Below are 24925 nucleotides of genomic sequence, written 5' to 3' on the forward strand. Positions count from 1 at the left end.
TCATGTCAGACGGCTCAGCCGGGTGGCTCGCCGAGCAGCGCCGCCAGCAGCTCCAGGTCCGCCGAGGTGAGGCTCTCCACCTGGTGTACGCCGTCGGTAGGCGGCACCGGCACCTCCGCCGGGACGGCCAACACCGCCGCACCGGCGGCGAGCGCGCTGGCCACCCCGGTCGGCGAGTCCTCGATCGCCACACACCGGTCGATCGGCACGTCGAGCAGCCGGGCGGCGGTCAGGTAGGGCTCGGGGTGCGGTTTGGTCGAGTCCACCTCGTCGCCGCAGACCACGGCGTCGAAGCTGTCCCGGCCGAGGGTGTCCAGGGCGACCTCGACCAGGGGCCGGCCGCTGGAGGTGACCAGCGCGGTGGGGATGCCGGCGGCGCGGACCGCCCGCAGCAGGGTCAACGCGCCCGGCCGCCAGCGCAGCCCGGTGCGGAACAGTTCCAGGATGCGCGCGTTGATCCAGTCGGCGCTGGCCTGCGGGTCCCGCTCGGGTTGGCCGAGGTCGTCATGGAGGATGCGCATCGACGCGGCCATCGCGGTGCCGATCATCGCCCGCCGGGCCGGGCCGCTGAGCGTCCCCCCGTAGACGGTGGCCAACTCGTGCAGGGCGACGTCCCAGAGCTTCTCGCTGTCGACCAGGGTGCCGTCCATGTCGAAGAGCACGGCGGCGGGGTGTGGGCTGCTCAGCGGAATCCTCCTGGCGCTCGCGGGTGGTCTCCGGGCGATCCTGCCAGGCGGGCCAGGACCGTCCGTCGCCGTACCGGCCGGACGTGACCTGCTCCTCAGCGCAGGTTGCAGGCGTCCAGGGAGCGCTCGTAGCCGCGGAAGAACCAGTCGGTGCGCTGTTCGGCGGTGCCGTGCGAGCCCTCGGCGAACCACGGCTGGTCGGGGTCGTCGCCGACGGCGAGCAGCCCCTCACGGAACTCGTCGAGGTCACCGGCATCGAGCCGCAGGGTGCCGTCGCGTACGGAGTCGCCGAGGTAGGCCCCGGCCATGCAGTCGGCCTGCAACTCCTGCTGGATGGTGAAGTTGGCGCGCAGGCCGAGGCGGACCTGGATGCCGTGGGCATACTCGTGGCCCAGCAGGTAGAACACGAACGCGTCGCCGACCTGCCGGAACGCCGACACCGACCAGTTGACGTCGTAGGCGATGAAGTCGCCCTGGGAGCAGTAGACCGCGTTGTTGCGGGGCAGCGCCTGCCCGGCGCAGGAGATCTCGCCCTCACGCTGGTAGGGCACGATCCGGCTGATCGGGCGGAACTGCTCGCCGGAGGTCCGGAACTGGGCGGCCCAGTAGCGTTCGGCGATGGTGACGGCGTCGGCGATGTCGCTCTTGAACTCGGCCACGCTGGTGGTGCCGTCGGCGCGGGTGGTCTCCGCCTCGGGCGAGGAGGGGGCCGCCGCCGGGCGCGACGACTGCCGGGGGGCCGGCTCCCGGGGTTCCTGCGGGGCGTTCTCCCCCACCCCGCCGGCCGCGCAACCGACCGCCACCACCAGTGCCGTCAACGCGGCGAGCAGTGGTCCGTGCGAGCGGCGTCGCGAGCCTGCCGTCACCGTGTGCCTCCCAGGCGTGCCGGTCCTGCGATCGGTGGTACCCCGACCGTGGAACGATCATGCCCGGCCGGCGTCCCGTTGACCATGGGTGAGCCAGGTCGGCCCCGCCGGGCGGTCAGTGGTGCTCCTGGCCCCGATGGATCGTGTCGTTCTGGGCGAAGTGGCGTTCCGCCTCGTACCGGTGCTGTCTGGCCTGGGCGTCCCGCCCGGCGGTGCGGTCCTCGGCCCCGACGGTGCGGGCCCGGTCGCGCCAGGCGACCCAGCCGACCGTGCCGATCATCACCAGGGCCGCCACCCCGAGCACGAGCCACATCGTCGTCATGAGGCCACGGTAGGTGACCGTCGCCACCCGCCCGGTCGGCGACTAGCCTCGCAGCCGGTGTCCGGATCGCCCCGGCGGCTCCGACGTCCCGGGTGTCCGGCCGCACCCGGCGGCCGAGAGGAGAGCCCGTGAAATACATGATCATGTTGTACGGCTCGCAGCGCGACTACGACGCCATGGCCGGCCGCCCCGGGGCCCAGCCGCCGATGACGCCGGAGCAGGTCGCCGCGGTGCACGAGCACATGGCGGCGGTGCACCAGGAACTGGCCGAATCCGGTGAGCTGGTCGACGGGCAGGGGTTGACCGCGCCGGTGCACGCCCGCCGGGTACGGCTGCGACAGGGCACGCCGGTGGTGACCGACGGGCCGTACCCGGAGACGCAGGAGGTGCTCGCCGGGTTCACCGTCGTCGACTGTGTCAGCTTCGACCGGGCCACCCAGATCGCCGCCCGGTTCGTCGACCCGGACGCCGAGGGCGGGTACGTCGACGTACGGCCGGTCGCCGACGGCATCGACGACCTGGACGGCTGACCCTCACGCGATGGGACCGTCCACCGTCGAGGACCTGTTGCGCGTGCTCGCGCCGCAGGTCCTCGGCGCGGTCGTCCGCCGGTACGGCCACTTCGACGCCGCCGAGGACGCCGTCCAGGAGGCGCTGCTGGCCGCCGCGACCCGCTGGCCGGTCGAGGGGCTGCCGGAGCAGCCCCGAGGCTGGCTGGTCACGGTGGCCGCCCGGCGGCTGACCGACCTGCTCCGCGCCGAACAGGCCCGGCGACGGCGGGAGGACGACGTCGGCCGCGCGCAGCCGTGGTCCGCCCCGGCGGCCGACCACCGGGAGCCGGGCGACGACAGCCTGGTGCTGCTGTTCCTGTGCTGTCATCCGGCGCTGCCGCCGGCCGCCCAGATCGCATTGACCCTGCGCGCCGTCGGCGGGTTGGGCACCGCCGAGGTGGCGCGGGCGTTCCTGGTGCCCGAGGCGACCATGACCCGGCGGATCACCCGCGCCAAGCAGCGCATCCGGGACAGCGGGCTGCCGTTCGCGCTGCCCGGACCCGACGAGCGCGCAGCCCGGCTCGACGCCGTCCGGCAGGTGCTCTACCTGATCTTCAACGAGGGGTACGTCGGCACCACCGGCCCGCGCCTGTGCCGGGTGGACCTGTCCGCCGAGGCGATCCGGCTGACCCGGCTGCTGCACCGGTTGCTGCCCGACGATCCGGAGGTGACCGGGCTGCTGGCGTTGATGCTGCTCACCGACGCCCGGGGGCCGGCCCGGGTCGGCCCGGACGGTGAGCTGGTGCCGATGGCGCAGCAGGACCGCCGCCGCTGGCGGGCCGACCAGATCGCCGAGGGGGTGGCCCTGGTCAGCGCGGTGCTGCCGCGCGGCGACATCGGGCCCTACCAGCTCCAGGCGGCGATCGCGGCGGTGCACGACGAGGCAGCCAGCGCCGCAGCGACCGACTGGGCGCAGATCGAGGCCCTGTACGGGGTGCTGCTGGGGATGTCGGACAACCCGGTGGTGGCGCTCAACCACGCGGTGGCGGTGGCGATGGCCCGGGGTCCCGCCGCCGGGCTGCGGCTGCTCGACGCGCTGGCCGACGACCCCCGCGTCGGCGACGACCCCCGGCGGCACGCCGCCCGCGCCCACCTGCTGGAACGCTGCGGCAGGACCGCCGAGGCCCGGACCGCGTACGCGCACGCGGCCCGACGGTCGACGAACCTCGCCCGCCAGCGCTACCTGTACGGCCGGCTGGCGCGGCTGACCGATGCCGGGGACGGTGAGCACGGCAACGGATGACCGTCGGCGGGCGACGCTGCGATGGTGGGTGGGTCGCCTGGCCGGGCCCGTCACCGTCTTCGAACCTGGAGTGCTCGATGGACCATCAGCGCGATCTGCTGGGCGCCGCGACGAAACTGCGCGCCGAGATGGTGGACCGGCTGGGGGACCTGGTCGCGGCCGAGTCCGCCCCGGGCGACCTGCCCCACCTGGAGTCCTGCGCCGACCTGCTCGCCGGCTGGGGCGAGCAGGTGCTCGGCCGGCCCGCCGAACGGGTCGTCGTGGACGGGCTGCCGCACCTGCTGTGGCCGGCGGCCCGGCAACGGGTGCTGCTGCTCGGCCACTTCGACACGGTCTTCCCCATCGGCACCGTCAGGTCCCGGCCGTTCACCGTACGCGGGGACGTCGCCACCGGTCCCGGGGTGTGCGACATGAAGGCCGGGATCGTGCAGATGTTCACCGCGTTGGGCCTGCTGGCGGACACCTCCACGGTCGGCGTGCTGCTCACCTGCGACGAGGAGACCGGCTCCGGCACGTCCCGGCCGCTGATCGAGCGGGAGGCGCTGCGCTCGGACGCGGTGCTGGTCTGCGAGGCGGCCACCCCGCAGGGGGAGGTGAAGGTGGCCCGCAAGGGGGGCTCGGTGTACCGGGTCATCGTGCAGGGCCGGGCCGCCCATGCCGGGGTGGAACCCCAGCGGGGGGTGAACGCCACCGTCGAGGTGGCCCACCAGATCCTCACGCTGCGCGCCCTCGGCGCGGGGCACAGCGGCGGCACGTCGGTCACCCCGACGCTGCTGGCGGCGGGCACCACCACCAACACGGTGCCGGAGCTGGCCAGTCTGGCGGTCGACGTCCGGGCGTGGACCAGTGCCGAACTCGAACGCATCGACCGGGCCATCCACGAGCTGGTGCCGTTCCTGCCCGAGGCGACGGTGGCGGTGGAGGGCCGCATCGGCCGTCATCCGATGCCGGCGGAGCTGGCCCGGCCGCTGTTGGAGACCGCCCGGTCGGTCGCCGACCGGCTCGGCCTGCCGGCCCTGACCGGGGCGCACGTGGCGGGCGCGTCCGACGGCAACTTCACTGCCGCGCTGGGGGTGCCGACCCTGGACGGGTTGGGCGCGGTGGGTGGTGGGGCGCACGCCCGCGACGAGTACGTCCGCCTCGACCGGATGCCGGAGCGTACCGCCCTGCTGGCCGGTCTGGTCGACCAACTGTCCACGAAGGACAACTCCTGAGCGCGGTCCGGCCGGTGGGGCCGTAGGCTACCCCCTGTCGGCGAGCGACCGACGGGCAGGGGTCGAACGCGCGCATGAGCACGGCACAGCGGTCAGGGTCGTCCATTCCCCGGCTCGGCGTCGAGGAGGAGTTCCTCGTCGTCGACGCCGAGCGGGGCGAGGTGACGCCGCAGGCCGCCACGGTGGTCGACCGGGCCCGGGCGGAGCTCGGCGGCCGGGTGGGTGGCGAGATCACCGAGTTGCAGATCGAAACCCGTACCGAGCCCTGCCGCACGGTGGCGGAGCTGCACGCGCAACTCGTCGGGGCGCGTGGCGCGTTGCAGGCGGCGGCGGGTCGGGACGGGCTGCGGGTGGTCGCCACCGGCTCTCCGGTGCTCGGCCCGGCGGTGCCGCCGCCGATCACCCAGGGGCCACGGCAGGACCGGGGCAACGCCACCTACCGGGGGTTGCACGACGACCTGGCGATCTGCGCGGTGCACGTGCACGTGGAGCAGCCGGACCGCGACCGGGCGGTGCTGGTCGGCAACCACCTCCGTCCGCACCTGCCGGTGCTGCTGGCGCTCACCGCCAACTCGCCCTACTGGCGCGAACGCGACACCGGCTACGCGAGCTGGCGCAGCCTGACCTGGCAGCGCTGGCCGGTGGCCGGGCCACCGCCCTTCCTGACCTCGGCCCGGCAGTACGACGCACACATCGACCTGCTGCTCGACGCGGGCGCGATGGTCGACTCGGGGACGATCTTCTGGGACCTGCGGCTGTCGGCCCGCCATCCCACCCTTGAGGTGCGGGTGGCCGACATGCCGATCACCGCCGCCGAGTCCGCCGGGTTCGCGGCGCTGGTCCGGGCCCTGGCGATGGTCGCCGCGACGGCCGTCGAGCGGGGCGACGAGGGGCCCCGCACCGACCCGGACCTGATGCGGCTGGCGTACTGGCGGGCGGCACGCGACGGGATGTGCGGCCACGGCGTCGAGGTCGGCACCGGCCGGCTGCTGCCCGCCGGGGTGCTCGCCGCGCAACTGGTCGAGCTGGCCCGGCCGGCGTTGGAGGAGACCGGCGACGGCCCCCGGGTGCAACGGTGGCTGGCCGGGCTGGCGGTCGACGGCGACGGCGCGGCCCGGCAGCGGGCGGCGGCGGCCACCAGGGGCCAACTCACCGACGTGGTCGCCGCGCTGGTCGCCGCGACCGCCGCGGACGGACCCGGCGGGCAAGACAGCACACTGGCGTAACGACGAACCGGCCCGCCTCGGAAATGCTGGGAGCAGCCGGCCCGCGCGGTCCCCGCGTCCACTGTGGAGTGGGACACGACCGGGTCCGGCCGCGGCTCTGCCAGGGAGGCGACAGATGGCCGACACGGTCCAGCTACCCACCGTTCCGATCCGACTCGAACGCCGTCCGGCAGCGGACATGGTCCGCGCGGCGGAGGCGTTCGCCGAACAGATGGCCCGCCGCCGGTCGGTGCGCGACTTCGCTCCCGACCCGATACCCGAGGGGGTGATCGAGGCGGCGATCAGGGCCGCCTCGACCGCCCCCAGCGGGGCCAACGTGCAGCCGTGGCGGTTCGTCGTGCTGACCGATCCGGCCCGCAAGCGCCGGCTGCGCGCGGCGGCCGAGGCCGAGGAACGCGACTTCTACCAGCGGCGCGCGCCGCAGGAGTGGCTGGGTGCGATCGCCGCGCTCGGCACCGACTGGGAGAAGCCGTTCCTGGAGACCGCACCCGCCGTCATCGTCGTGTTCGAGGTGCACCAGGGGCCGCACAGCCCCAAGCCGTACTACGTCAAGGAGTCCGTGGGCATCGCGGTCGGCCTGCTGATCACCGCGCTGCACCAGGTCGGTCTGGCCACCCTGACGCACACACCCAGCCCGATGCGGTTCCTCAACGAGGTGTGCGGACGCCCGCCGGAGGAACGACCGAACCTGGTGCTGCCGGTCGGGTACCCCGCGCCGGATGCGCGGGTGCCCGACCTGGCCCGCAAACCGCTTGACGAGATCATGATCCGTCAGTGAGGTCCCGGCTGAGGAAGCGCACCAGTGGCTCCACGTGCCGGTCCGGCCGCCGCCACTCGGCCAGCAGATCCTCCAGCAGGTGCTGCTCGGCCACCAGTTCGCCGTGGCGGTACCGCCGGATCACCGGGTGGATGAAGGCGCTCTCCCGGGCCCGGTCCGGGGTCGGGTGCCGCTCGATGGCGAACACGTCGCCGTAGTCGTCGCGGCCCCAGCGCAGGGCCAGGGTGTAGCAGTGCGGGGAGTCGGCGAACCGCTGCACGGCGTAGTCCTCCGGCAGGTCCTCGTGGTGCCGGAAGTCGCCCGTGGCGTCGTCGCGGACGAAGACGTCGCAGAGGTACTCGAACTGGGTCCACAGCGCCGAACTCCAGTTGACCCGGTCCAGCATCACCTTGGTCAGCGAGGCCGGCTCGCCCGACACGGTGCCCACGGGCAGCGGCACGTCGTCGTACCGCTCCCGCAGCAGCCGGGTGAAGGTACGCAGGTTGTACCGGAACCCGTCGATGAACGGCGACGAGGCGTGCTTCACGTCCCGCGCCTGGGCGATGGTGCCGGCGAAGTACAGGTCGTCGACGTTGCTCGACTGCCAGTCGGGACGCAGGCCCGGCATCCGGCCGTCCCGCACCATGTCCGGGACGCAGGAGGCGTCGAACAGGGAGGTGTCCATCCGGAATCCGGTGCAGCGCAGCACCTCGTGGTAGTCGAGTTCGGCGGTCTCGCCCTGCGCGTGGGTGTAGGTGATCGAGACCCGGAACCTGCCGTCGACAGGCCGGATCTCGTCGATGGTGCAGTCGAGCACCGAGTGCAGCGTCTTGAACTGGTAGCTGTCGAGGATCGCGCCGTACTGGCCCCGGACGTCGCCCGGGTGCTTGGTGTTCCAGGCCAGCCGCAGCGGCTGCCGGCTGGCCAGGTGCACCATCGACGCCTTGCCCAGGATCGACGAGGCGGTCTCGAACGCCGAGTTGCCCTTGCCGATGATCAGGACCCGCTTGCCGGCGTACCGGTCGGGGTCGACGTCCATCTCCTCGTAACCGGTGGCGTGCTCGATGCCCTTGATGTCCGGCACGAACGGCCGCCCCCAGCCGGTCGCCACGATCAGGCACCGCGCCCGTACGACACCCCGGTCGGTACGGACGGTGAACCCGTCGTCGTCGCGGGAGATCTGCTCGACGGTGGTGCCGTAGCGGACCCGGAGCTGGTGTACCCGCTGGAACTCGGCGAGGTACCGCACCAGGTCGTCGGCGGCCGGCAGGTACTCCTGGCTGAAGTTCGGGAACAGCAGTTCCGGATCGTCGTTGAGCAGCGAGTTCCAGTCCCACCGCAGTCGGATCTCGGGGTCGCTGCTGTCGGTGTGCACCTTGTTCAACGAGATCAGGCGGCGGTGGCGCGGGAACCGCCGGAAGAAGCCCCCCGGCTCGGCGCCACGTTCGAGCGTCAGGTAGTCGGCGCCCTGCTGCTGAAGGTAGTAACTCAGTTGCAGGCCGGCGGGCCCGGCTCCGACGATGACGTACGTGTGCGTGGTGTCGACCATCAGGTGAACCCTTCGGTGCGGAGGCGGTTGCTCCGACGATGAGGTGGACCACGAGATGTGTCAATGGTCGACGGCCGGGCGAACCGCAGCCGGACCCGCCGGGGGCGACGCGGAACCGGCCCGGCTACGACGCGATGGTGAACGCGGCCACCACGCCGTTGTGGTCGGAGTTGGTGCCGCTGACGATGCTGTAGTCGGTCATCCACATCTCGCGGTACTCCTCCAGCCGCTTCCAGAAGTAGATGTAGTCGATGTGCCGGTTGCCGTGCGTCCCGTTGGCCTTCTCGCCGTACAGGTTGTAGCAGGACCGCAGGTTCGGCAGCTCGTTGGCCTCGAAGACCTGCCAGGGGAACTTCTGGTACCCGTAGGCCCGGTCGGCGCTGAAGTCGACGTTCAGGTCGCCGCTGACGATGACCTGGCCGGAGTCCTTCTTGGCCGCCGCCAGGTCCTTCAGGGCCTGGAACTGCTGCTCGGCGCAGGCGGTGCGGGGCAGGTCCTCGGGCCGGCCGTTGTTCTCGATGCTGGCGTTGGCGTGCGCGTTGATGTGGTACACGCTGCGCCCGGTCGCCTTGTGCCGGTAGCGGACCCAGTTGTTGTAGCGGGCCGGCGGCACCTCGCCCGGCCCGTTGGTGTCGCACACGAAGTTGGACCCCTTGTCGAGCACCTCGAACATGCTCTTGCGGGCCAACAGCGCCTCGTTGGCCGCCTGCGTCGGTTCGGGCGCGTACAGCCACCAGCCGTTGTCCGCGGCCCAGTCCTTCAGGTACGCCTTGCGGTTGCCGACCTCGTTGAGCCCGACCAGGTCCGCCTTGGCGGTGATCAGTTCCAGGTCGTGGACGAAGTCGGCCTGGTTCAGCTCGTTGAGGATGTTCAGGGTCGCCGCCTGGAAGGTGGAGTTCGCGGCGGCGGGAGTGGCCGGCACCAGGCTCACCAGCAGCACCGCCGCGCCGACGAGGGCTCCTGCACCGCGCGCCGACCATCGTTCTCCGCGTGCCATGGCTGTCCTCTCCGGAGCGCTGACGACCGGCGCGACACGACCCGGCCATGAAGAAAGGTTACTTTGCCAACGGTGGCACGGTAGCTTAGTTTCAGCCTCCGGACAACGCACACGCATTGTCCGCAGTGAATTGCCGATCCAGCCGGCGGAGCGACCCGGACACCCGCGACGCCCCCTCCGCCGCCGTCACGCCAGGGAGAGCCCATGCACCTACGAAGGACCTGGCGGCCGGCGTTGGTCGCCGTCGTGGTGACGGTCGTCGCCGGCACCGCCGCCGCGCCCGCCACCGCCGCCACCCCGCAACCGGTGTACGCCCCCACGGGCGGGATCGCCGACCCCGGCGTGGTGCGGCACGGTGACAGCTTCGTCGTGTTCGCCACGGGTGGACGTGCCCCGGCCTACCGGGGTGAGACCGCGTCCGGGCCGTGGAGCAGCCTCGGCACGACACTCGGGTCGGTGCCGGACTGGGCCGACAACGGCACGGTGTGGGCCCCCGAGGCGGTTCACACCGCCACCGGTTGGGTGCTCTACTACTCGGTGCCGGCCAAGGGTAGGAACGGGCAGCGGTGCATCGGTGCGGCCACGTCCGACGTCGTCGGTGGGCCGTACACGCCGGTCGGCACCGCGCCGCTGATCTGCCCGGGCGGCGCGCACGGGGCCGACGACGCGGTGCCGGGGCGGCCGGTGGCCGCCGCCGGGGTGATCGACCCGTCCCCGTTCGAGGACGCCGACGGCCGACGGTTCGTGCTCTACAAGACGCAGCAGACGCCGTCGTCGATCCGGATGCTGCGGCTCGACGACACCGGCACCCGCTGGGTCGGCAACGCCAGCGGTGAACTGCTCCGCAACGACGGCATCATCGAGAACCCGGTGCTGCGGCAGCGGGGATCCACCTTCGTGCTGTTCGCCTCCCGGTACGGGTACGACAACTGCAGCTACGCCACCGTCTACCTGACCTCCACCGACCGCTGGGACTTCCACGGCCGGACCGAGCACCCGCTGCTCACCACGTCCGGCACCGGAATCTGCGGCCCGGGTGGCGCGGACCTCGTCCCCGCCCTGGTCGACGACGAGCAGCGGTTGTTCCTGCACGGGTGGGTCTGTGCCGGCACCACCCCGTGCCGGCAGCAGGCCGACGGTTCGCTGCCGGCCGACGCCCGCCGGGCGTTGTACGCGGCGATCTTCCGGTGGGACGGCGCGACCCCCCGGGTCGGCGCGTTCCTCTGACCCGGCCGGCGACGACCAGCGGTGGGCCGGTCGGGCCGCGCCCGGGGGTGGTCAGTCGTCGCGCCGCCGGCCCGACCGGCGGGTGCTGCGGGCGACCACGACGGCGGCGGCGAGGCTGAGCGCGGCGGCACCCAACTGCAACAGGCCGTCGAGCAGGTCGACGAGAGCGGTGAGAGAGGTGGAATCCACTGTGGCCTCCGGGGGTTGGTTCCCCCGCCGTCCGCGTGCTGCGGAGGCGGCCCCCCGGGCCCGACGGTGACAACCACGGGCACCAGCACGATTATGGCACGGCGGCCCGAACGACGTTCCCCGCCGGGCACCGCCCGTCGCCGGGCCCGGCCGGCACCGCGGTGACCCCGGCCGCTCAGAGTTGGCCGGGGAAGAAGCCGTACCGGGCCAGGGGTTCGACGATGTTCCGTTCCTCGTAGGACAGGTGCGACAGCAGGGTGTCGGTGAGCACGTCCACCGCCTGCTGCAGGCCGGTCAGCCGCCCCGGGTCCCCGATCAGCGCGACCAGGGCCCGGTCGACACCCTCGACGACCTCGTGGATGACGACGTGTTCCTGCTCCAGCCGGTCGATCACCGGGACCAGCCCCGGATCGGCCCGCCTCAGGTGCGGGAAGATCGCGTCGTCCTCCAGCCCGTGGTGCTGGGTGACCAGCGTGCAGTAGGCGGCGCAGTACGCCCCCAGCGTCCAGTTGTTCTGCCGCAGGGTCATCCGGTTGAGCGCGCCCCGGGCGTCCCCGGCGGAGACCACCCCCCGGCGGACCTGGTCGAGCAGGTCGCGGATCTCGCCCAACTCCCGGCGCAGGTGGTCGTGCACATCGACCAGGTGCCCGCCGACGGCCTGGGCCTGCGGGGAGTAGACGTACCCGGCCGGGGCGGGCGGGGCGACGGGCCGGGTCGACTCGTCCCAAAGCCGGTGGTCGCTGTGCCGTACCTGCGGCGCGGGGGTGGGGGTGACCGCGAGCCCCGCCACGCCCCCGGCCCGGACCGTCTCCCGCCGCCCCTGCGCCGGTCCCGTCGCCCCGGACGGTTCTGTCGCCCCGGTCGGCCCCGCCGTGCCGGTCGGCTCCCCCGGCGGCGGGGTGGCCGACGTCGAGCCGGCCCGCTCGGCGGCGACCAGCTCGCGGACGCCGGGGGCGACCTCCTGGGCGAAGAGCTGGATGCTGGCGGGGTCGTCGGTGCCGAGGACGAACCCGGAGGTGCCGTGCTCCAGCGCCAGGTCGGTCAGCTCCCGCACCCACTGCCGGGGCGGCCCGTCGAGGAAGCCCGCGCCGGTGCCGGTGAACCGACCGGAGACGTTCAGCAACCGCCGTACCCCGGCGGGGTCCCGCCCGGCCGCCGCCGCGCCCTCGTCGACCAGCGCGTTGAGCCCGGCCAGGTCGGCCGGCCCGTTCGGCAGGTACGCCAGGGACGGCAGCCAGCCGTCCGCCGTCCGCCCCACCAGCCGCAGCAACCTCGGCCTGTACGCGCCGACCCAGATTCCCACCGGGTGCGCCGGGGCGGGGCCGCGCTTCGCGCCGACCACCCGGTAGTGCTCGCCGTCGACGCGTACCCCGCCGCGCCGGTCGGCGGCCCACACCTCCCGGATGATCCGGATCGCCTCGTCGAGGGCGTCCACCGCCTGCCCGGGGGTGCGCCGTCGGCCCCCGTTGGCCTCGATGGCGTCCCAGAACGCGCCCGCGCCGAGGCCGAGCTCGACCCGGCCGCCGCTGAGCAGGTCGAGGCTGGCGACGCTGCGGGCCAGCACCACCGGCTGCCGCAGCGGCAGGTTGAGCACGTTGCCGGCCAACCTGATCCGGCTGGTCGCCGCCGCCAGGTAGGACATCAGCGTCCAGGTGTCGAGGAAACCCGGCTGGTAGGGGTGGTCCTGGAAGGTGACGAGGTCCAGGCCGACCTGCTCACAGAGCCGGGCGCGGGCGACGACCTGCTCCGGCTGCCGGGCGTCCGGGGTGAGGAAGCCGCCGAACAGCAGCTCGTGTCCGTAGTCGGTCATGACGTCGCCGTCACCTGTCCCCTCGTCGCGTGCGGCGTCGCCCGGCGGCCCGGCGCGGTGGGGCGACCGGCCCACCGTAGCGCCGACCTGCGCCCACCCGCCTGGCGGTCGCGGGTTTCGGGTCCGCGCGGGGCGGGCTGCCGGTGTGCTCAGACGTCGACGGTGAGGTGCACGGCCACCCGGTCGCCCACCGCGAGCCCTTCGGCCGCCCGCACCCGGGTCTTCACCGGGACCATGCCCCAGCCGTAGCTGACCGCGGCGGACGCCGTCGACAGCGCCGCGCACTCGTCGTCGGGGACGGTGACGAAGTGCCAGGGCGCCGGCCCCTTCCACCACCACAGTTCACCGCTGAACGCCAGTTCCACCGGGTCAGGATAGGAACAGCGCCCCGTCCCGGCCACCGGGACGATCACGACTGGCGGAAGTTGCGGCACCTTGCGAGGCTAGGTGCCGTGTATGACTACGACCTGTTGGTGCTGGGCTCCGGGCCCAGCGGTCAGAAGGCGGCGATCGCCGCCGCGAAGCTCGGTAGGCGGGTCGGCATCGTGGACCGCCGCGACATGATCGGTGGGGTGTGCATCAACACCGGCACCGTCCCCTCCAAGACGCTGCGGGAGGCCGTGCTCTACCTCACCGGCCTGAGCCAGCGGGACCTGTACGGCAGCAGCTACCGGGTCAAGGAGGAGATCACCGTCGCCGACCTGGCCGCCCGCACCCAGCATGTGATCGAGCGGCAGACCGACGTGATCCGCAACCAGCTTGCCCGCAACCGGGTCGCGCTGATCACCGGCACCGGCCGGTTCGCCGACCCGCACTCGATCTGGGTGGACGGCGGCTCCGGCCACGACACCCGGATCACCTTCGACAAGGCCGTCATCGCCGCCGGCACCCGGCCGGCCCGCCCGGACAGCGTCGACTTCGACGACCGGACGATCGTCGACTCCGACGGGGTGATCAACCTGCAGGCCGTGCCGCGCAGCATGGTGGTGGTCGGTGCCGGCGTGATCGGCATGGAGTACGCCTCGATGTTCGCCGGGCTGGGCACGAAGGTGACCGTGGTGGAACGCCGGGACCGGATGCTCGACTTCTGCGACGAGGAGATCATCGAGTCGCTGAAGTACCACCTGCGTGACCTGTCGGTGACGTTCCGCTTTGGCGAGGAGGTCGCCGCGGTGGAGAAGCACCAGAACGCGGCGCTGTGCGTCCTCAAGAGCGGCAAGAAGATCGTCGCCGACACGGTGATGTACTCGGCCGGTCGGCAGGGGCAGACCGACGACCTGGCCCTGGACGCGGCGGGCCTGGAGGCCGACAAGCGTGGCCGGATCGCGGTGGACGAGCACTACCGCACCAGCGTGGAGCACATCTACGCGGTGGGTGACGTGATCGGCTTCCCGGCGTTGGCGTCCACCTCGATGGAGCAGGGCCGGATGGCCGCGCAGCACGCCTGCGGCGAGCCGGCCCGTGAACTCCAGGAGTTGCAGCCGATCGGCATCTACACGATTCCGGAGATCAGTTTCGTCGGCAAGACCGAGGAGGAGCTGACCAACAGCTCCACCCCGTTCGAGGTCGGCATCGCCCGCTACCGCGAGCTGGCCCGGGGGCAGATCGTCGGCGACTCGTACGGCATGTTGAAACTGCTCGTCTCCCCGCAGGACGGCCGGCTGCTCGGGGTGCACGTGTTCGGCACCGGCGCGACCGAGATCGTCCACATCGGGCAGACCGTGATGGGCTGCGGTGGCACGGTCGACTACCTGATCGACACGGTCTTCAACTATCCGACCCTGTCCGAGGCGTACAAGGTCGCCGCCCTGGACGCGGCCAACAAGATCCGCAACATCACCCGGATCGACGGCTGACCCGCCGCCCGGTGCGGGCACCGCGATCCTGCGGGACCCGCACCGGTGGGTGGGGACGGTCACCGGCCCCGGCACGCGGGGTGACGCACGGCAGGTCGGCAACTACGCTCGACGGGTAGTCAGCAGCCGATCGACAGGGCCCGCCGTGATGCCGAGAAGTCCCACAGTGGACGGGCAGTCGCCGGGTGACAGCCGTCGCCGGAGCCTCGGGGCGTTGCTGCGGCGGGTGCATCTCGGTGGCCCGGTGTCGCGGGCCGGCCTGGCCGAGTGGCTGGGCGTCAACCGCAGCACGGTCCTGTCGCTCACCACGGAACTGGTCGCGGCCGGCCTGGTGCGGGAGGACTCCGCCGAGCTGACCGGGCGGGCCGGGCGACCGTCCCTGATGGTCCGGCCGGCCGCCGACCGGGTCTACGTGATCGCCTTCGACATCGCGGTGGACCGGCTGGTCGCGGCCCGGGTGGGGCTGGGCGGGGCGATCCAGGATCGCCGCGAGGCGCGCCGGGCCCGCGCGGGCGTCGACCTGGACACCGTCGTGCGGGTGCTGGCCGACCTCGGCCGGCAGCTGCACGCCACGGCGGCGTCGGGGGCGGCCTGCGTCGGGATCGGCGCGTCGTACTGCGGGATGATCCGGCCGGGCGACGGGATGGTGCGCTTCGGGCCGGACATGGGCTGGGTGGACCAGGCGTTCGGCGCGGAGCTGGCCCGCCGGCTCGATCTCGGCCTGCCGGTCCTGGTCGGCAACGAGGCCCATCTGGGCGCGGTGGCCGAGCACCGGCGCGGGGTGGGTGTCGGGGTGGACAACCTGGTCTACCTGCACGGCGACGTCGGGGTCGGCGGCGGGATCATCGTGGGCGGCGAGCTGCTCGGCGGCGACGGCGGGTACGGCTCCGAGGTCGGTCACATGCTGGTCAACCCGTACGACGGCAGACCCTGCGGGTGTGGCTCACGCGGCTGCCTGGAGGCGGAGGTCGGCGAGCGGGCGCTGCTCGACGCCGCCGGTCGGCCCGGCGACCGGATCGGCCGGGACGCGGTCCGCGAGGTGGTCGACGCGGCGGACCGGGGCGATCCGGCGGCCCGGGAGGCGCTGCGGACCGTCGGCGACTGGCTCGGCATCGGGGTGGCGAACGTGATCAACCTGTTCAACCCCGGCATGGTGATCTTCGGCGGGATGCTGCGGGAGGTGTACCGGGGCTCGGCGGCGCACGTGCGGGAGCGGATCGCCGTCAACGTCCTGCCGGTCTCGCGTACCCGGGCTCGGTTGCGGGTGTCCGCCCTCGGCGACGACGCCACCCTGGTCGGCGCGGCGGAACTCGGCTTCACCCGGCTGCTCGCCGACCCGCTGGGGACGCCGGTCGGCTGAGCGGCCGGCCGAAAACCGGTTGGCGGAAGCGGTCCGGTGGGCCAGGCTGACGGGCATGACGTACTGACGGACACCCCCGCATCCCGCACGCCCGTGCCGCGCCACCGCGCCGTGGCGCCGCCGCACGCCATCGTGCCGCCGGCTGCCATCGTGCCGCCGCGTGCCGTCCGTCGTTCCCGTCACCCGAAACGAGCATTCGTGTCCGCACAGCATTCCCCGCCGTCCCCGACCACGGCCACCGTCACCGTCTTCGCCTCCCCCGAGAGCTGGATCGAGTCCGACGCCGTGCGGCAGTGCCACCAGGTGGCCGCACTCGACGGCATGCGGCACGTCGCCGCCATGCCCGACCTGCACCCGGGCAAGGGCGCCCCGATCGGCGCGGCGATGGCCTCGACCGTGCTCTACCCGCACCTGGTGGGCTCCGACATCGGGTGCGGCATAGCCGTCTTCCCGATCGGCCTGAAGCGGGCCGTACCCGAGCGGATCGCCGCCCGGTTCCCGGACCTGGACCGGTCGCCGGACCCCGACGACCCGGTCTGGGCCGTCGCGCCCGGCGGGCCGCCCGCCGGTCACGTCGAAGGGCTCGGCACGGTCGGTCGGGGCAACCACTTCGTCGAACTGGCCCGGATCGACACCGTCCTCGCGGCGGACCACACGGACCGGCTCGGGCTCGTCGCCGGTGACCTCGTGCTCGTCGTGCACAGCGGGTCGCGGGGCCTGGGCGAGCGGATCCTGCGGGCGCACACCGAGGCCCACGGCGCGGGGCCGGCCCCCGACCCGGCCGGCTACCTGGCGCGGCACGACGAGGCGGTCCGCTGGGGCGCGCTCAACCGGCGGGTGCTGGCCGCCCGGGTCGCCCACGCCCTAGGGGCCGAACCCACCGAGCCGGTCGTCGACCAGTGCCACAACCTGGTCGAGGTCCGCGACGGCGAGTACCTGCACCGCAAGGGGGCGGCCCCGGGCGACGGCCGGGACGTGCTGGTCGCCGGCACCCGGGGCACCCCGTCGTACCTGGTGGCCGGGCACGCCGGCCCGGCGGCCAACCACTCCGTGGCGCACGGCGCGGGGCGGAAGATGTCCCGCGCCGACGCGCTGCGCCGGGGCCGCGCCAAGCACACCGTCGCGCAGTTGCGGCGTACGCCGGTGGGTTCGCTGGTGGTGTGCGGCGACCGGCAACTGCTGTTCGAGGAGGCGCCGACGGCCTACAAACGCATCGAGCAGGTGATCGCCGACCTCGTCGCGCACGACCTGGCCACCCCGGTGGCGAGCACCGTCCCGCTGGTCACCTACAAGACGCCCGACCTCGGGCCGGACCGCCGGGACGAGCGTCGGCGGGGTCGTAGGTGAGCGTCCACCTGCTCCTGTCGGCCGGGCGCGGTCCACAGGAGTGCGAGTGGGCGGTGGCCCGGCTGCTGGGCCGGTTGGCGGCCGACGCCGCCCGGCACGGGGTGGACAGCCACCGGGTCGAGTCCGTCGCCGGCGACCGACCGGGCACCTACCGGTCGGTCCTGCTCCGGCTCGACGGGCCCGACGCGGCGACGTTCGCCGCCGGGTGGACGGGCACCCTGTGCTGGCAGGCGCCCAGCCCGTACCGGCCGGGGACCGGTCGGAAGAACTGGTACGTCACCGCCCGACCGTGCCGGGTGGACACCCCGAGCACCGCATTCGTCGAGGCCGACGTGTACGTCGTCGCCTGCCGTACCGGTGGACCGGGCGGTCAGCACCGGAACAAGGCCAGCACGGCGGCGCGGGCGACCCACCGCCCTTCCGGCACCGTCGTGGTGGTCGACAGCGAACGGCAGTTCAGCCTCAACCGCGCCGCCGCGCTGCGGCTGCTGCGGCAGCGTCTCGCCGAGGGTGACGCGCGTGCCGGCCGCGCCGTCACCGCCGCCCGCCGACGCCTGCACGACGAACTCGTCCGGGGCGACGCCGTGCGGGTCGAACGTCCCCGGCCGCCCGCCGCGACCGGGGCCGGTGTCAGGAGCCGTTCCGCAGGTCGGTCAGCCGGTCGCGGGTGAAGCGGAGGTCGTCGAAGACGACCCGGCAGCCGTCGCCGGTCGGCGACTGCGCCTCCAGGCCGATCGTGGCGGCGGTGGCCGCGCCGTCGATGCCGAAGTAGCGGACCATCCGCCAGGTCCGCCCGTCGACCGAGGCGTGGTACGCGAACGCGTGGTCGATCCGGGACACCCGCAGCCAGACCGTGCGGGCGTCGACGACGAAGGCGTTGGCGTCGTCGGCGACGCCCCGGGCGACCACCGAGACGATCATCGGTTCGCCGTCGGGAGAGAGTTCGAAGCAGAGCTTGCCCCAGTGCCGCTCGTCGACCCAGAGCAGCAGCACCCCGGCGTCGTAGGTGGCCGCGAAGTCGACGGTGACCCGGGCGCTGAACTGGAAGTCACCGTCGGGGGGCAGGCCGAGCAGGGTCGCCGCGTCGAGGGTCGCCCCGACCACCGGGTCACCCGCCGCCGGGTCGATGAAGATGTCGCTGCGTGGGGCCGCCGAGCCGGTCACCACGCCGTCGGCCTCGACGATCGTCCACGCCGCCTCGGGCGAGGGTGACAGGGCGAACGGCAGACCCGGGACGGTGCGGGTGGTGGTCATGACAGCCATTATCCGCCGCGGCCCCCCACGCGCGTCGCCCCGGTGGCGCGTCCGGGTGACGGTGCACGACCGGGAACAGCGGGACCGGCGGACGCCGACCCCCGGCTCCCCCACCGGGCCGGTACGCACCGTCGTCGGTCGGGCCGCCTAGGGTGAGGGCATGGTAGAGCGAGGTCTGACCCTGATGGCGGTGCACGCGCACCCGGACGACGAGGCGACGAGCACCGGTGGCGTGTTGGCCCGGTATGCAGCGGAGGGCATCACGACGGTGTTGGTGACCTGCACCGACGGTGGTTGCGGCGACGGCCCCGGCGGGGTCAAGCCGGGCGAGCCGGGGCACGACCCGGCGGCGGTGGTGGCAATGCGGCAGGCCGAGTTGGAGGCCAGCTGCGCGGCGTTGAAGGTCAGTCACCTGGAGACGCTCGGCTACGCCGACTCCGGGATGATGGGCTGGCCGAACAACGAGTCGCCCGGCGCGTTCTGGACCACGCCGGTGGCGGAGGCGGCGCAGCGGCTGGCGGAGCTGATCCGCCGGTACCGGCCGGACGTGGTGGTCACCTACGACGAGAACGGCTTCTACGGCCACCCCGACCACATCCAGGCCCACCGGATCACCATGGCCGCCGTCGAGATGACCGACATCCCGGCGAAGGTCTACTGGACCACGGTGCCGCGCACGGCGTTCGCGGAGTTCGGCCGGGTGATGAAGGAGTTGGGCGTCGAGTGGGCCGAGCCGGACGCGCAGGACGCACCGGGGCCGCAGCTCGGCCTGCCCGACGACGAGATCACCACCTGGGTGGACACCAGCAGCTACGGCAACCAGAAGTTCGACGCGCTGGCCGCCCACGCCAGCCAGACCGAGAACATCTTCTTCCTGCGAATGGGCCGGGACCGGTTCGTCGAGCTGATGGGCCGGGAGACCTTCGTCCGGGTCCGCGACACCACCGGGGCGGCGCTGCCGGAGGACGACCTGTTCGCCGGTCTGCGCTGACCGATCCGGCGATTGTTGCCGGGGTGTTCCAGCCGTAACCGGGACGGAACACCCCGGGGGGTGACCCGCCGGCCATCACTTCGGAAAGATGGACAACTCGGTATGGTTATCCATCGACAACCGTCTTCCCAGACTCTCCACAGCCGACGATGATCGCGTCATCGAAAGATGCGAAAGCATCTCGGATCGGGGAGGTCAGTTTGAGATCAGCCCTAGCGCTGGCCGGCGTCACCATGCTGGTCGGCAGTGGTCTCGTGGTCACCACCACGGGCGCGTCCGCCGCTCCGCCCCCCACCGCGGGACCATCGCTGGTCGCCGCCGCCGACACCGCGCTCAAGGAGCACTCCCGCGACGTCAGGTCGTCGGCGAAGGACCGCTACGCCGTGCACAGCAGCAGGCGCGACGCCCAGGGCCGGGGCACGGTCCGCTACACCCGCACCTACGACGGGCTCCGCGTCTACGGCGGGGATGTCGTCATCCGCACCGGGGCCGACGGCGACTACGCCGGCAGCTCGGTCGGCCTGGCCGCGCCGCTGAGCCTCGCCACCACCCCGAAGGTCAGCGCCGCCAAGGCCAGCAAGGCGGCGACCACCGCGTTCTCCGGCCGGATCACCGGCACCGGCGCGGCGGAGCTGTTCGTCGACGCCAGCAGCGGGACCGGCCGGCTCGCCTGGGAGACCGTGGTGTCCGGCTGGGCGCCCGACGGGCAGACCCCCTCGAAGCTGCACGTGATCAGCGACGCGCTCACCGGGGCCCGGATCGGCTCCTACGACGAGATCGAGTCCGTCGTCGGCACCGGCAACAGCATCTACGCCGGCCCGGTCGCGATCGACACCACCCTGTCCGGGTCGACCTACAGCATGATCGACCCGACCCGGGGCAACGGCCGTACCTGCGACATGAACAACGGCACGTCGACCTGCACCACCTTCACCGACGCCGACAACGTGTGGGGCACCGGCGCGGCCTCGAACCGGCAGTCCGCCGCCGTCGACGCGCACTTCGGCGCGGCCACGACCTTCGACTACTTCACCGAGGTGCACGGGCGCAACGGCATCTTCGGCAACGGCACCGGCGTGCCGAGCCGGGTGCACTACGGCAACGCGTACGTCAACGCCTTCTGGGACGGCGCGCAGATGACCTACGGCGACGGCACGGGCAACGCCAAGCCGCTGGTCGCCCTCGACGTCGCCGGCCACGAGATGTCCCACGGCGTCACCGAGAACGTGGTCCCCGGTGGCCTGACCTACTCCGGCGAGTCCGGCGGCCTGAACGAGGCCACCAGCGACATCTTCGGCAACATGGTGGAGTTCTACGCGAACACCCCGGTCGACCCCGGCGACTACGAGGTCGGCGAGAAGATCGACATCCGGGGCACCGGCGCGCCGCTGCGCTACATGTACAACCCGACGCTGGACGGCTCGTCGCACGGCTGCTGGTCGACCAGCACCAACAGCCTTGACGTGCACTACTCCTCGGGCGTGGCCAACCACTTCTTCTTCAACCTGGCCGAGGGCTCCGGCGTCACCCCGTACGGCACCTCGCCGCTGTGCGGGTCGGCCCCGCCGGTGACCGGGATCGGCCGGGAGAAGGCGGAGAAGATCTGGTTCCGGGCGCTGGACGCGTACTTCGTGTCGAACACCCGCTACGTGAACACCGCCCAGCCGACCAACACCGCGCGGATCCACACCCTGTCGGCCGCCACCGACCTGTACGGCCTGTGCAGCACCGAGTACAAGGCCGTGATGGCCGCCTGGACCGCGGTGAACGTCACCGGCACCGAGTCGTGCGCCGCCAACGACTTCACCGTCGCGGTCTCCCCGACGACGCTGACCCTCGACCCGGGCACCTCGGGCTCCGCCACCGTCAGCACCACGGTCATCCGGGGCACCGCCGAGACGGTCACCTTCTCGACCGGCCCGCTGCCGGCCGGGGTGAGCGTGTCGTTCTCCCCCGCCTCGGTCACCGCCGGCGGGTCGACCACCGTCACGGTCACCGCCGCCGCCACCGCCGGCAGCGGCACGGTGCCGATCACGGTGGTGGGCACCGCCCCCTCGGTGGCCCGCACGACCACGCTGAACGTGACGGTGAACGGGCTGCCGGGCTGCTCCGGCAGCAACGGCACCGACGTGCCGATCGCCGACAACTCGACGGTGCAGAGCACCATCGTGATCAGCGGTTGCGCGGCGACCCCGTCGACCGCGAGCAAGGTCGAGGTGCACATCGTGCACACCTACATCGGTGACCTCGTGGTCAGCCTGATCGCGCCGGACGGCAGCGTGTACACGCTGCAGAACCGCTCCGGGGGCAGCACCGACAACATCGACCAGACGTACACCGTGAACCTCTCCTCGGAGACGGCGAACGGCACCTGGCGGCTGCGGGTGCAGGACGCGGCGAGCCTGGACACCGGCTACCTCAACAGTTGGAGCCTGAACCTCTGACGTATCGGCGACACGGGCGGGCCATCCGGGGTTTCCCGGGTGGCCCGCTCACGCGTCGGCGACCCGAACCCACCCCGCTATAGTCATGTTCATCTATTGGTGTCGCCGTCCCGACGCCGGCAGCTCCCCCACCACCCCACCACCGAGGAGGTCCGGATGACTCCGTACCGATCCCGCCTGCGGGCCTGGGCCGTCGCGTTCCTCGCGGCGGTCGCCCTGCCCGCCGCCCTGCTCGGCCCGCCGACGCCGGCGTCGGCCGCGAACACGCTGACCATGCTCGGCGCGGACGTCTCCTCCGTGCAGCGCAGCCTGGACCTCGGCGCGCGGTACTACGACGCGGCCGGCACCGCCCGCGACCCGCTCGACATCCTCAAGGGCGTCGGCGTCAACTACGTCCGGCTGCGGGTCTGGAACAACCCGGCCAGCGGCTGGAACAACAAGGCCAAGGTGCTGGCGTACGCGAGGACGGTCAAGGCCAAGGGCCTCAAGCTGATGATCGACTTCCACTACTCCGACACCTGGGCCGACCCGGGCAAGCAGTACAAGCCGGCCGCCTGGGCCAACCACGGCATCGGCCAGCTCCAGACCGACGTCTACGACTACACCTACGACGTGTGCACCAGCCTGCGCAACCAGGGCACCACCCCGGACAGCGTGCAGATCGGCAACGAGATCAACGTCGGCATGCTGTGGAACGACGGCAAGGTCGTCAACAACGACTTCACCAACCTCAGCCTGCTGCTCAAGGCCGGTTACCAGGCCACCAAGGCGTGCAACGGCGGCACCCAGGTGATCATCCACACCGCCAACGCGGACAGCATGGACCACGCCCGCTGGTTCTACGACGGCATCCGGGCCAAGGGCGTGCAGTGGGACCTGACCGCCCTGTCGTACTACTGCATGTGGCACGGCACGCTGGCCAACCTCTACAACGTCATCACCGACGTCCGCACCCGGTACGGCAAACCGGTGGTGCTCACCGAGACGGCGTACCCGTTCACCGCCGCGAACGCCGACTACGAGGCCAACGCGATCAACGGCACCGAACCCTGCGCGGGGCACCAGGCGAGCTGGACCGGCCAGGCCACCGAGTTCTCCTGGGTGCAGGACACCGCCCGCAACGCCGGCGCGATCGGCGTCTTCTACTGGGAACCGACCTGGTACGCGGTGCCCGGCAACGGCTGGGACCCGGCGAACATCAACGGCACCGGCAACCAGTGGGACAACATGGCCATCTTCAACTGGACCGGCCAGGTGAACCCGAACATCCGCTGGCGGCCGTAGGCCGGACGGTCGGCGGGCCACCGTCGGTGGCCCGCCGACCGGGCACTACCCTGGCGCGGTGCGATACGACGAGTGCGAAGCGGCCATCCGTGAGCTGGTCGACGCGGCCGACGAGGACGCCCTGCACGCCTTCGGGCTGGCGACCGTCACCCGCCTACTGGAGGCCGACCTGATCGACGAGGCCGGTACCGACGACCTCGACGAGGACGCCTGGGCGGCGCTGACCGCCGCGCGGGAGCGGATCACCACGGCCGACGCGAGCGAGCTGCGCGCCCACCTCGACCGCATCGACGAGGGCATCCTCGCCGACGGCGACATGGATCCCGGCCTGTTGATCGCCCTGTCGGCCCTCGAACACTGGACCAGCTACCTGGAGGAGCACCGGCGCGGCGAGCTGCACGAACTCGCCCTGCGCTCGGTCGAGGAGGTCGACTACCGGGTCTCGGCCGCGCTCGACGACTTCCTGGCCACGCCGGAGATGGCCGCCGAGTACGCGCGGATCAGGCAGTCGCTGACCGCCTGACGGGTCGATGGGTGGCGGGCCGGACCGACGGTGTGCCGCCAACCGGGTGGGTGGCGGCACACCGGTGTGCGCCTCAGTGCCGTGTGGTGTGCCCGCGCGCCGACACGACCGTCACCCGCCGGCCGACGGTCACCGGCCGCAGTTCAGCGTCAGCGGGCCCGGCGCGTTGGTCCAGACGAGCATGCCGAAGGTCGTGCTGCCACCCGGGGCCAGCGTCCCGTTCCACGAGGCGTTGCGCACCGTGACGTCGGCACCGGAGATGGTGAGCACGCCGTTCCAGAGGGCCGAGATGCGCTCGTCGCCCAACCACCGCCAGGTGACCTGCCAGCCGTTGAGCGTCTCCTCGGCGGTGTTGCGTACGGTGACCGTGGCCGCGTACCCGCCGGTCCAACGGTTGTCGATGGTGATCGTCGCCCGACACGACGCCGACCCGGCCGGCAGCGTCCGGACCGGCCCGTTGAGCACGTACGGGTCGTGCTTCTCCCCGGCGCTGAACCGGTACCAGTAGTCGCTGTCCGGGGTCAGCCCGGTGACCGTGATGTCCCCCTGCCGTTCCGGGCCGGACACCGCCGAGGCCACCGGGTTCAGCCACGCCGTCGCGTCCTCCCGGCTGGCGAAGAGGACCAGGGTCATCGGCGGGTTGTAGCCGCACGGCGGGGTCATGATCATCGAGTACCGGACGGTGATGCTCGTGGCGCTGGCCGACACGAACTGCCCGGAGACCGGCAGCGCCGGGGGGCAGGCGTAGGTGGGGGTGGGAAGGGGGGTGGCCGAGAGCGCCGGCTGGGCCTGGGCGCCGGTGAGCGTGCCGGCCCAACCGGCCAGGGTCAGGGTCGTGGTCGCCAGCACCACGCCGAGCGTGCGGAGCATCCGTACCTCCGAGAGGGTTGCGGGGGCACCGGCGGCCGGGACGGGCCTGGGGTGCCGGGCGGTGAGGGGTGGGTGATCTCTGCGCGACCGACGGCGGCCGTGGACCGGGTGGTGCCGGACGACACGGGCGGGGCGACCGGCCGGTGGTCACCGTCGCGGACTGCCCGGCGCGGGGTGGCGCGGTCGCCCCGCGTGTCCGACGGATCGACGCACGAGTGGTCACGCTGGCTCCCGAGCGTGACGACGTCAGAACAGTCTGGCATTCGATGACTGTCGATGCAATGCCCGTCCGGCCGGCCGGCGTGCCAGCCGGACGGGCGTGACGCGCCGCCGTCCGACCGATCGCCCAGAACGGGTCG

At 72.7% G+C, this 24925-nt stretch carries 24 protein-coding genes; 14 read left to right on the forward strand and 10 right to left on the reverse strand.

Annotated elements, in window-relative coordinates; translation table 11 throughout:
- Positions 1 to 14 precede the first annotated feature (14 nt).
- From JQN84_RS20775 to JQN84_RS20785, 3 genes are all read right to left on the reverse strand, one after another.
- Complete coding sequence (locus JQN84_RS20775; protein ID WP_204960165.1) at positions 15 to 662, reverse strand: HAD family hydrolase; 648 nt, start codon at positions 660 to 662, stop codon at positions 15 to 17.
- A gap of 119 nt (positions 663 to 781) precedes the next feature.
- Entirely contained in the window at positions 782 to 1552 is a 771-nt protein-coding gene (locus JQN84_RS20780; protein ID WP_204960166.1) for a neutral zinc metallopeptidase, read from the reverse strand.
- A 115-nt stretch (positions 1553 to 1667) separates the two neighbouring features.
- On the reverse strand, positions 1668 to 1874 hold the full coding sequence (locus JQN84_RS20785; protein ID WP_204960167.1) for a hypothetical protein: 207 nt from the start codon (positions 1872 to 1874) through the stop codon (positions 1668 to 1670).
- Between the two features lie 137 nt (positions 1875 to 2011).
- Between JQN84_RS20785 and JQN84_RS20790 the strand changes: the two genes are divergently transcribed.
- The 5 genes from JQN84_RS20790 to JQN84_RS20810 all read left to right on the forward strand — a co-directional run bounded on the left by JQN84_RS20790 (position 2012) and on the right by JQN84_RS20810 (position 6886).
- Positions 2012 to 2404 carry a YciI family protein gene (locus JQN84_RS20790; protein ID WP_239485902.1) on the forward strand — a complete coding sequence of 131 codons (393 nt, stop codon included), beginning with the start codon at positions 2012 to 2014 and terminating at the stop codon, positions 2402 to 2404.
- Between the two features lie 10 nt (positions 2405 to 2414).
- Positions 2415 to 3668 (forward strand): RNA polymerase sigma factor, encoded by a 1254-nt coding sequence (locus JQN84_RS20795; protein WP_204960169.1) that lies wholly within the window; start codon positions 2415 to 2417, stop codon positions 3666 to 3668.
- 77 nt (positions 3669 to 3745) lie between these two features.
- Positions 3746 to 4882: a M20 family metallopeptidase gene (locus tag JQN84_RS20800; protein WP_204960170.1), complete on the forward strand. Its 1137-nt coding sequence runs from the start codon at positions 3746 to 3748 to the stop codon at positions 4880 to 4882.
- A 74-nt stretch (positions 4883 to 4956) separates the two neighbouring features.
- Positions 4957 to 6108: a carboxylate-amine ligase gene (locus JQN84_RS20805; RefSeq protein WP_204960171.1), complete on the forward strand. Its 1152-nt coding sequence runs from the start codon at positions 4957 to 4959 to the stop codon at positions 6106 to 6108.
- 178 nt (positions 6109 to 6286) lie between these two features.
- Complete coding sequence (locus tag JQN84_RS20810; RefSeq protein ID WP_239485903.1) at positions 6287 to 6886, forward strand: nitroreductase family protein; 600 nt, start codon at positions 6287 to 6289, stop codon at positions 6884 to 6886.
- On the opposite strand, the gene JQN84_RS20815 is transcribed toward JQN84_RS20810, so the two are convergent.
- A complete protein-coding gene (locus JQN84_RS20815) occupies positions 6870 to 8414 on the reverse strand; it encodes an NAD(P)-binding domain-containing protein (protein ID WP_204960173.1) in 1545 nt (514 codons plus the stop codon). The two genes, JQN84_RS20810 and JQN84_RS20815, sit on opposite strands and share 17 nt — an antisense overlap.
- Before the next feature lie 124 nt (positions 8415 to 8538).
- On the reverse strand, positions 8539 to 9411 hold the full coding sequence (locus tag JQN84_RS20820; protein ID WP_204960174.1) for an endonuclease/exonuclease/phosphatase family protein: 873 nt from the start codon (positions 9409 to 9411) through the stop codon (positions 8539 to 8541).
- A 204-nt stretch (positions 9412 to 9615) separates the two neighbouring features.
- Here JQN84_RS20820 and JQN84_RS20825 point away from each other — a divergent pair, with 204 nt between their 5' ends.
- Positions 9616 to 10638 carry a glycoside hydrolase family 43 protein gene (locus JQN84_RS20825; protein WP_204960175.1) on the forward strand — a complete coding sequence of 341 codons (1023 nt, stop codon included), beginning with the start codon at positions 9616 to 9618 and terminating at the stop codon, positions 10636 to 10638.
- Positions 10639 to 10689: 51 nt separating this feature from the next.
- On the opposite strand, the gene JQN84_RS20830 is transcribed toward JQN84_RS20825, so the two are convergent.
- The 3 genes from JQN84_RS20830 to JQN84_RS20840 all read right to left on the reverse strand — a co-directional run bounded on the left by JQN84_RS20830 (position 10690) and on the right by JQN84_RS20840 (position 13002).
- Complete coding sequence (locus JQN84_RS20830; protein ID WP_204960176.1) at positions 10690 to 10827, reverse strand: hypothetical protein; 138 nt, start codon at positions 10825 to 10827, stop codon at positions 10690 to 10692.
- Between the two features lie 175 nt (positions 10828 to 11002).
- The gene (locus tag JQN84_RS20835; protein ID WP_204960177.1) at positions 11003 to 12637 is read right to left on the reverse strand and encodes an LLM class flavin-dependent oxidoreductase; all 1635 of its coding nucleotides are present in this window, start codon (positions 12635 to 12637) and stop codon (positions 11003 to 11005) included.
- A 149-nt stretch (positions 12638 to 12786) separates the two neighbouring features.
- Complete coding sequence (locus JQN84_RS20840) at positions 12787 to 13002, reverse strand: DUF1905 domain-containing protein (RefSeq protein ID WP_204960178.1); 216 nt, start codon at positions 13000 to 13002, stop codon at positions 12787 to 12789.
- Between the two features lie 87 nt (positions 13003 to 13089).
- On the opposite strand from JQN84_RS20840, the gene sthA reads away from it, so the two are divergent.
- From sthA to prfH, 4 genes are all read left to right on the forward strand, one after another.
- The gene (gene sthA / locus JQN84_RS20845) at positions 13090 to 14493 is read left to right on the forward strand and encodes a Si-specific NAD(P)(+) transhydrogenase (protein ID WP_204960179.1); all 1404 of its coding nucleotides are present in this window, start codon (positions 13090 to 13092) and stop codon (positions 14491 to 14493) included.
- A 148-nt stretch (positions 14494 to 14641) separates the two neighbouring features.
- Positions 14642 to 15853: an ROK family protein gene (locus JQN84_RS20850; RefSeq protein WP_204960180.1), complete on the forward strand. Its 1212-nt coding sequence runs from the start codon at positions 14642 to 14644 to the stop codon at positions 15851 to 15853.
- A gap of 198 nt (positions 15854 to 16051) precedes the next feature.
- Entirely contained in the window at positions 16052 to 17200 is a 1149-nt protein-coding gene (locus tag JQN84_RS20855; RefSeq protein WP_204960181.1) for an RNA ligase RtcB family protein, read from the forward strand.
- Positions 17197 to 17871: a peptide chain release factor H gene (prfH, locus tag JQN84_RS20860; protein WP_204960182.1), complete on the forward strand. Its 675-nt coding sequence runs from the start codon at positions 17197 to 17199 to the stop codon at positions 17869 to 17871. Before JQN84_RS20855 ends, prfH begins: the two co-directional genes overlap by 4 nt.
- Here prfH and JQN84_RS20865 read toward each other — a convergent pair.
- Positions 17831 to 18454 carry a DUF1349 domain-containing protein gene (locus tag JQN84_RS20865; RefSeq protein ID WP_204960183.1) on the reverse strand — a complete coding sequence of 208 codons (624 nt, stop codon included), beginning with the start codon at positions 18452 to 18454 and terminating at the stop codon, positions 17831 to 17833. The genes prfH and JQN84_RS20865 overlap by 41 nt on opposite strands.
- A gap of 160 nt (positions 18455 to 18614) precedes the next feature.
- On the opposite strand from JQN84_RS20865, the gene JQN84_RS20870 reads away from it, so the two are divergent.
- From JQN84_RS20870 to JQN84_RS20885, 4 genes are all read left to right on the forward strand, one after another.
- Entirely contained in the window at positions 18615 to 19445 is an 831-nt protein-coding gene (locus tag JQN84_RS20870; RefSeq protein ID WP_204960184.1) for a PIG-L family deacetylase, read from the forward strand.
- Positions 19446 to 19645: 200 nt separating this feature from the next.
- Positions 19646 to 21889 (forward strand): M4 family metallopeptidase, encoded by a 2244-nt coding sequence (locus tag JQN84_RS20875; protein ID WP_204960185.1) that lies wholly within the window; start codon positions 19646 to 19648, stop codon positions 21887 to 21889.
- 156 nt (positions 21890 to 22045) lie between these two features.
- The gene (locus JQN84_RS20880) at positions 22046 to 23173 is read left to right on the forward strand and encodes a glycoside hydrolase family 53 protein (protein WP_204960186.1); all 1128 of its coding nucleotides are present in this window, start codon (positions 22046 to 22048) and stop codon (positions 23171 to 23173) included.
- Positions 23174 to 23231: 58 nt separating this feature from the next.
- Positions 23232 to 23696, forward strand: a complete 465-nt coding sequence (locus tag JQN84_RS20885; RefSeq protein ID WP_204960187.1) for a hypothetical protein — start codon at positions 23232 to 23234, stop codon at positions 23694 to 23696.
- A 129-nt stretch (positions 23697 to 23825) separates the two neighbouring features.
- On the opposite strand, the gene JQN84_RS20890 is transcribed toward JQN84_RS20885, so the two are convergent.
- A complete protein-coding gene (locus JQN84_RS20890; RefSeq protein ID WP_204960188.1) occupies positions 23826 to 24566 on the reverse strand; it encodes a cellulose binding domain-containing protein in 741 nt (246 codons plus the stop codon).
- Between the last annotated feature and the right edge of the window lie 359 nt (positions 24567 to 24925).

This window comes from Micromonospora humidisoli, from assembly GCF_016900955.1.
GTDB lineage: Bacteria > Actinomycetota > Actinomycetes > Mycobacteriales > Micromonosporaceae > Micromonospora > Micromonospora wenchangensis.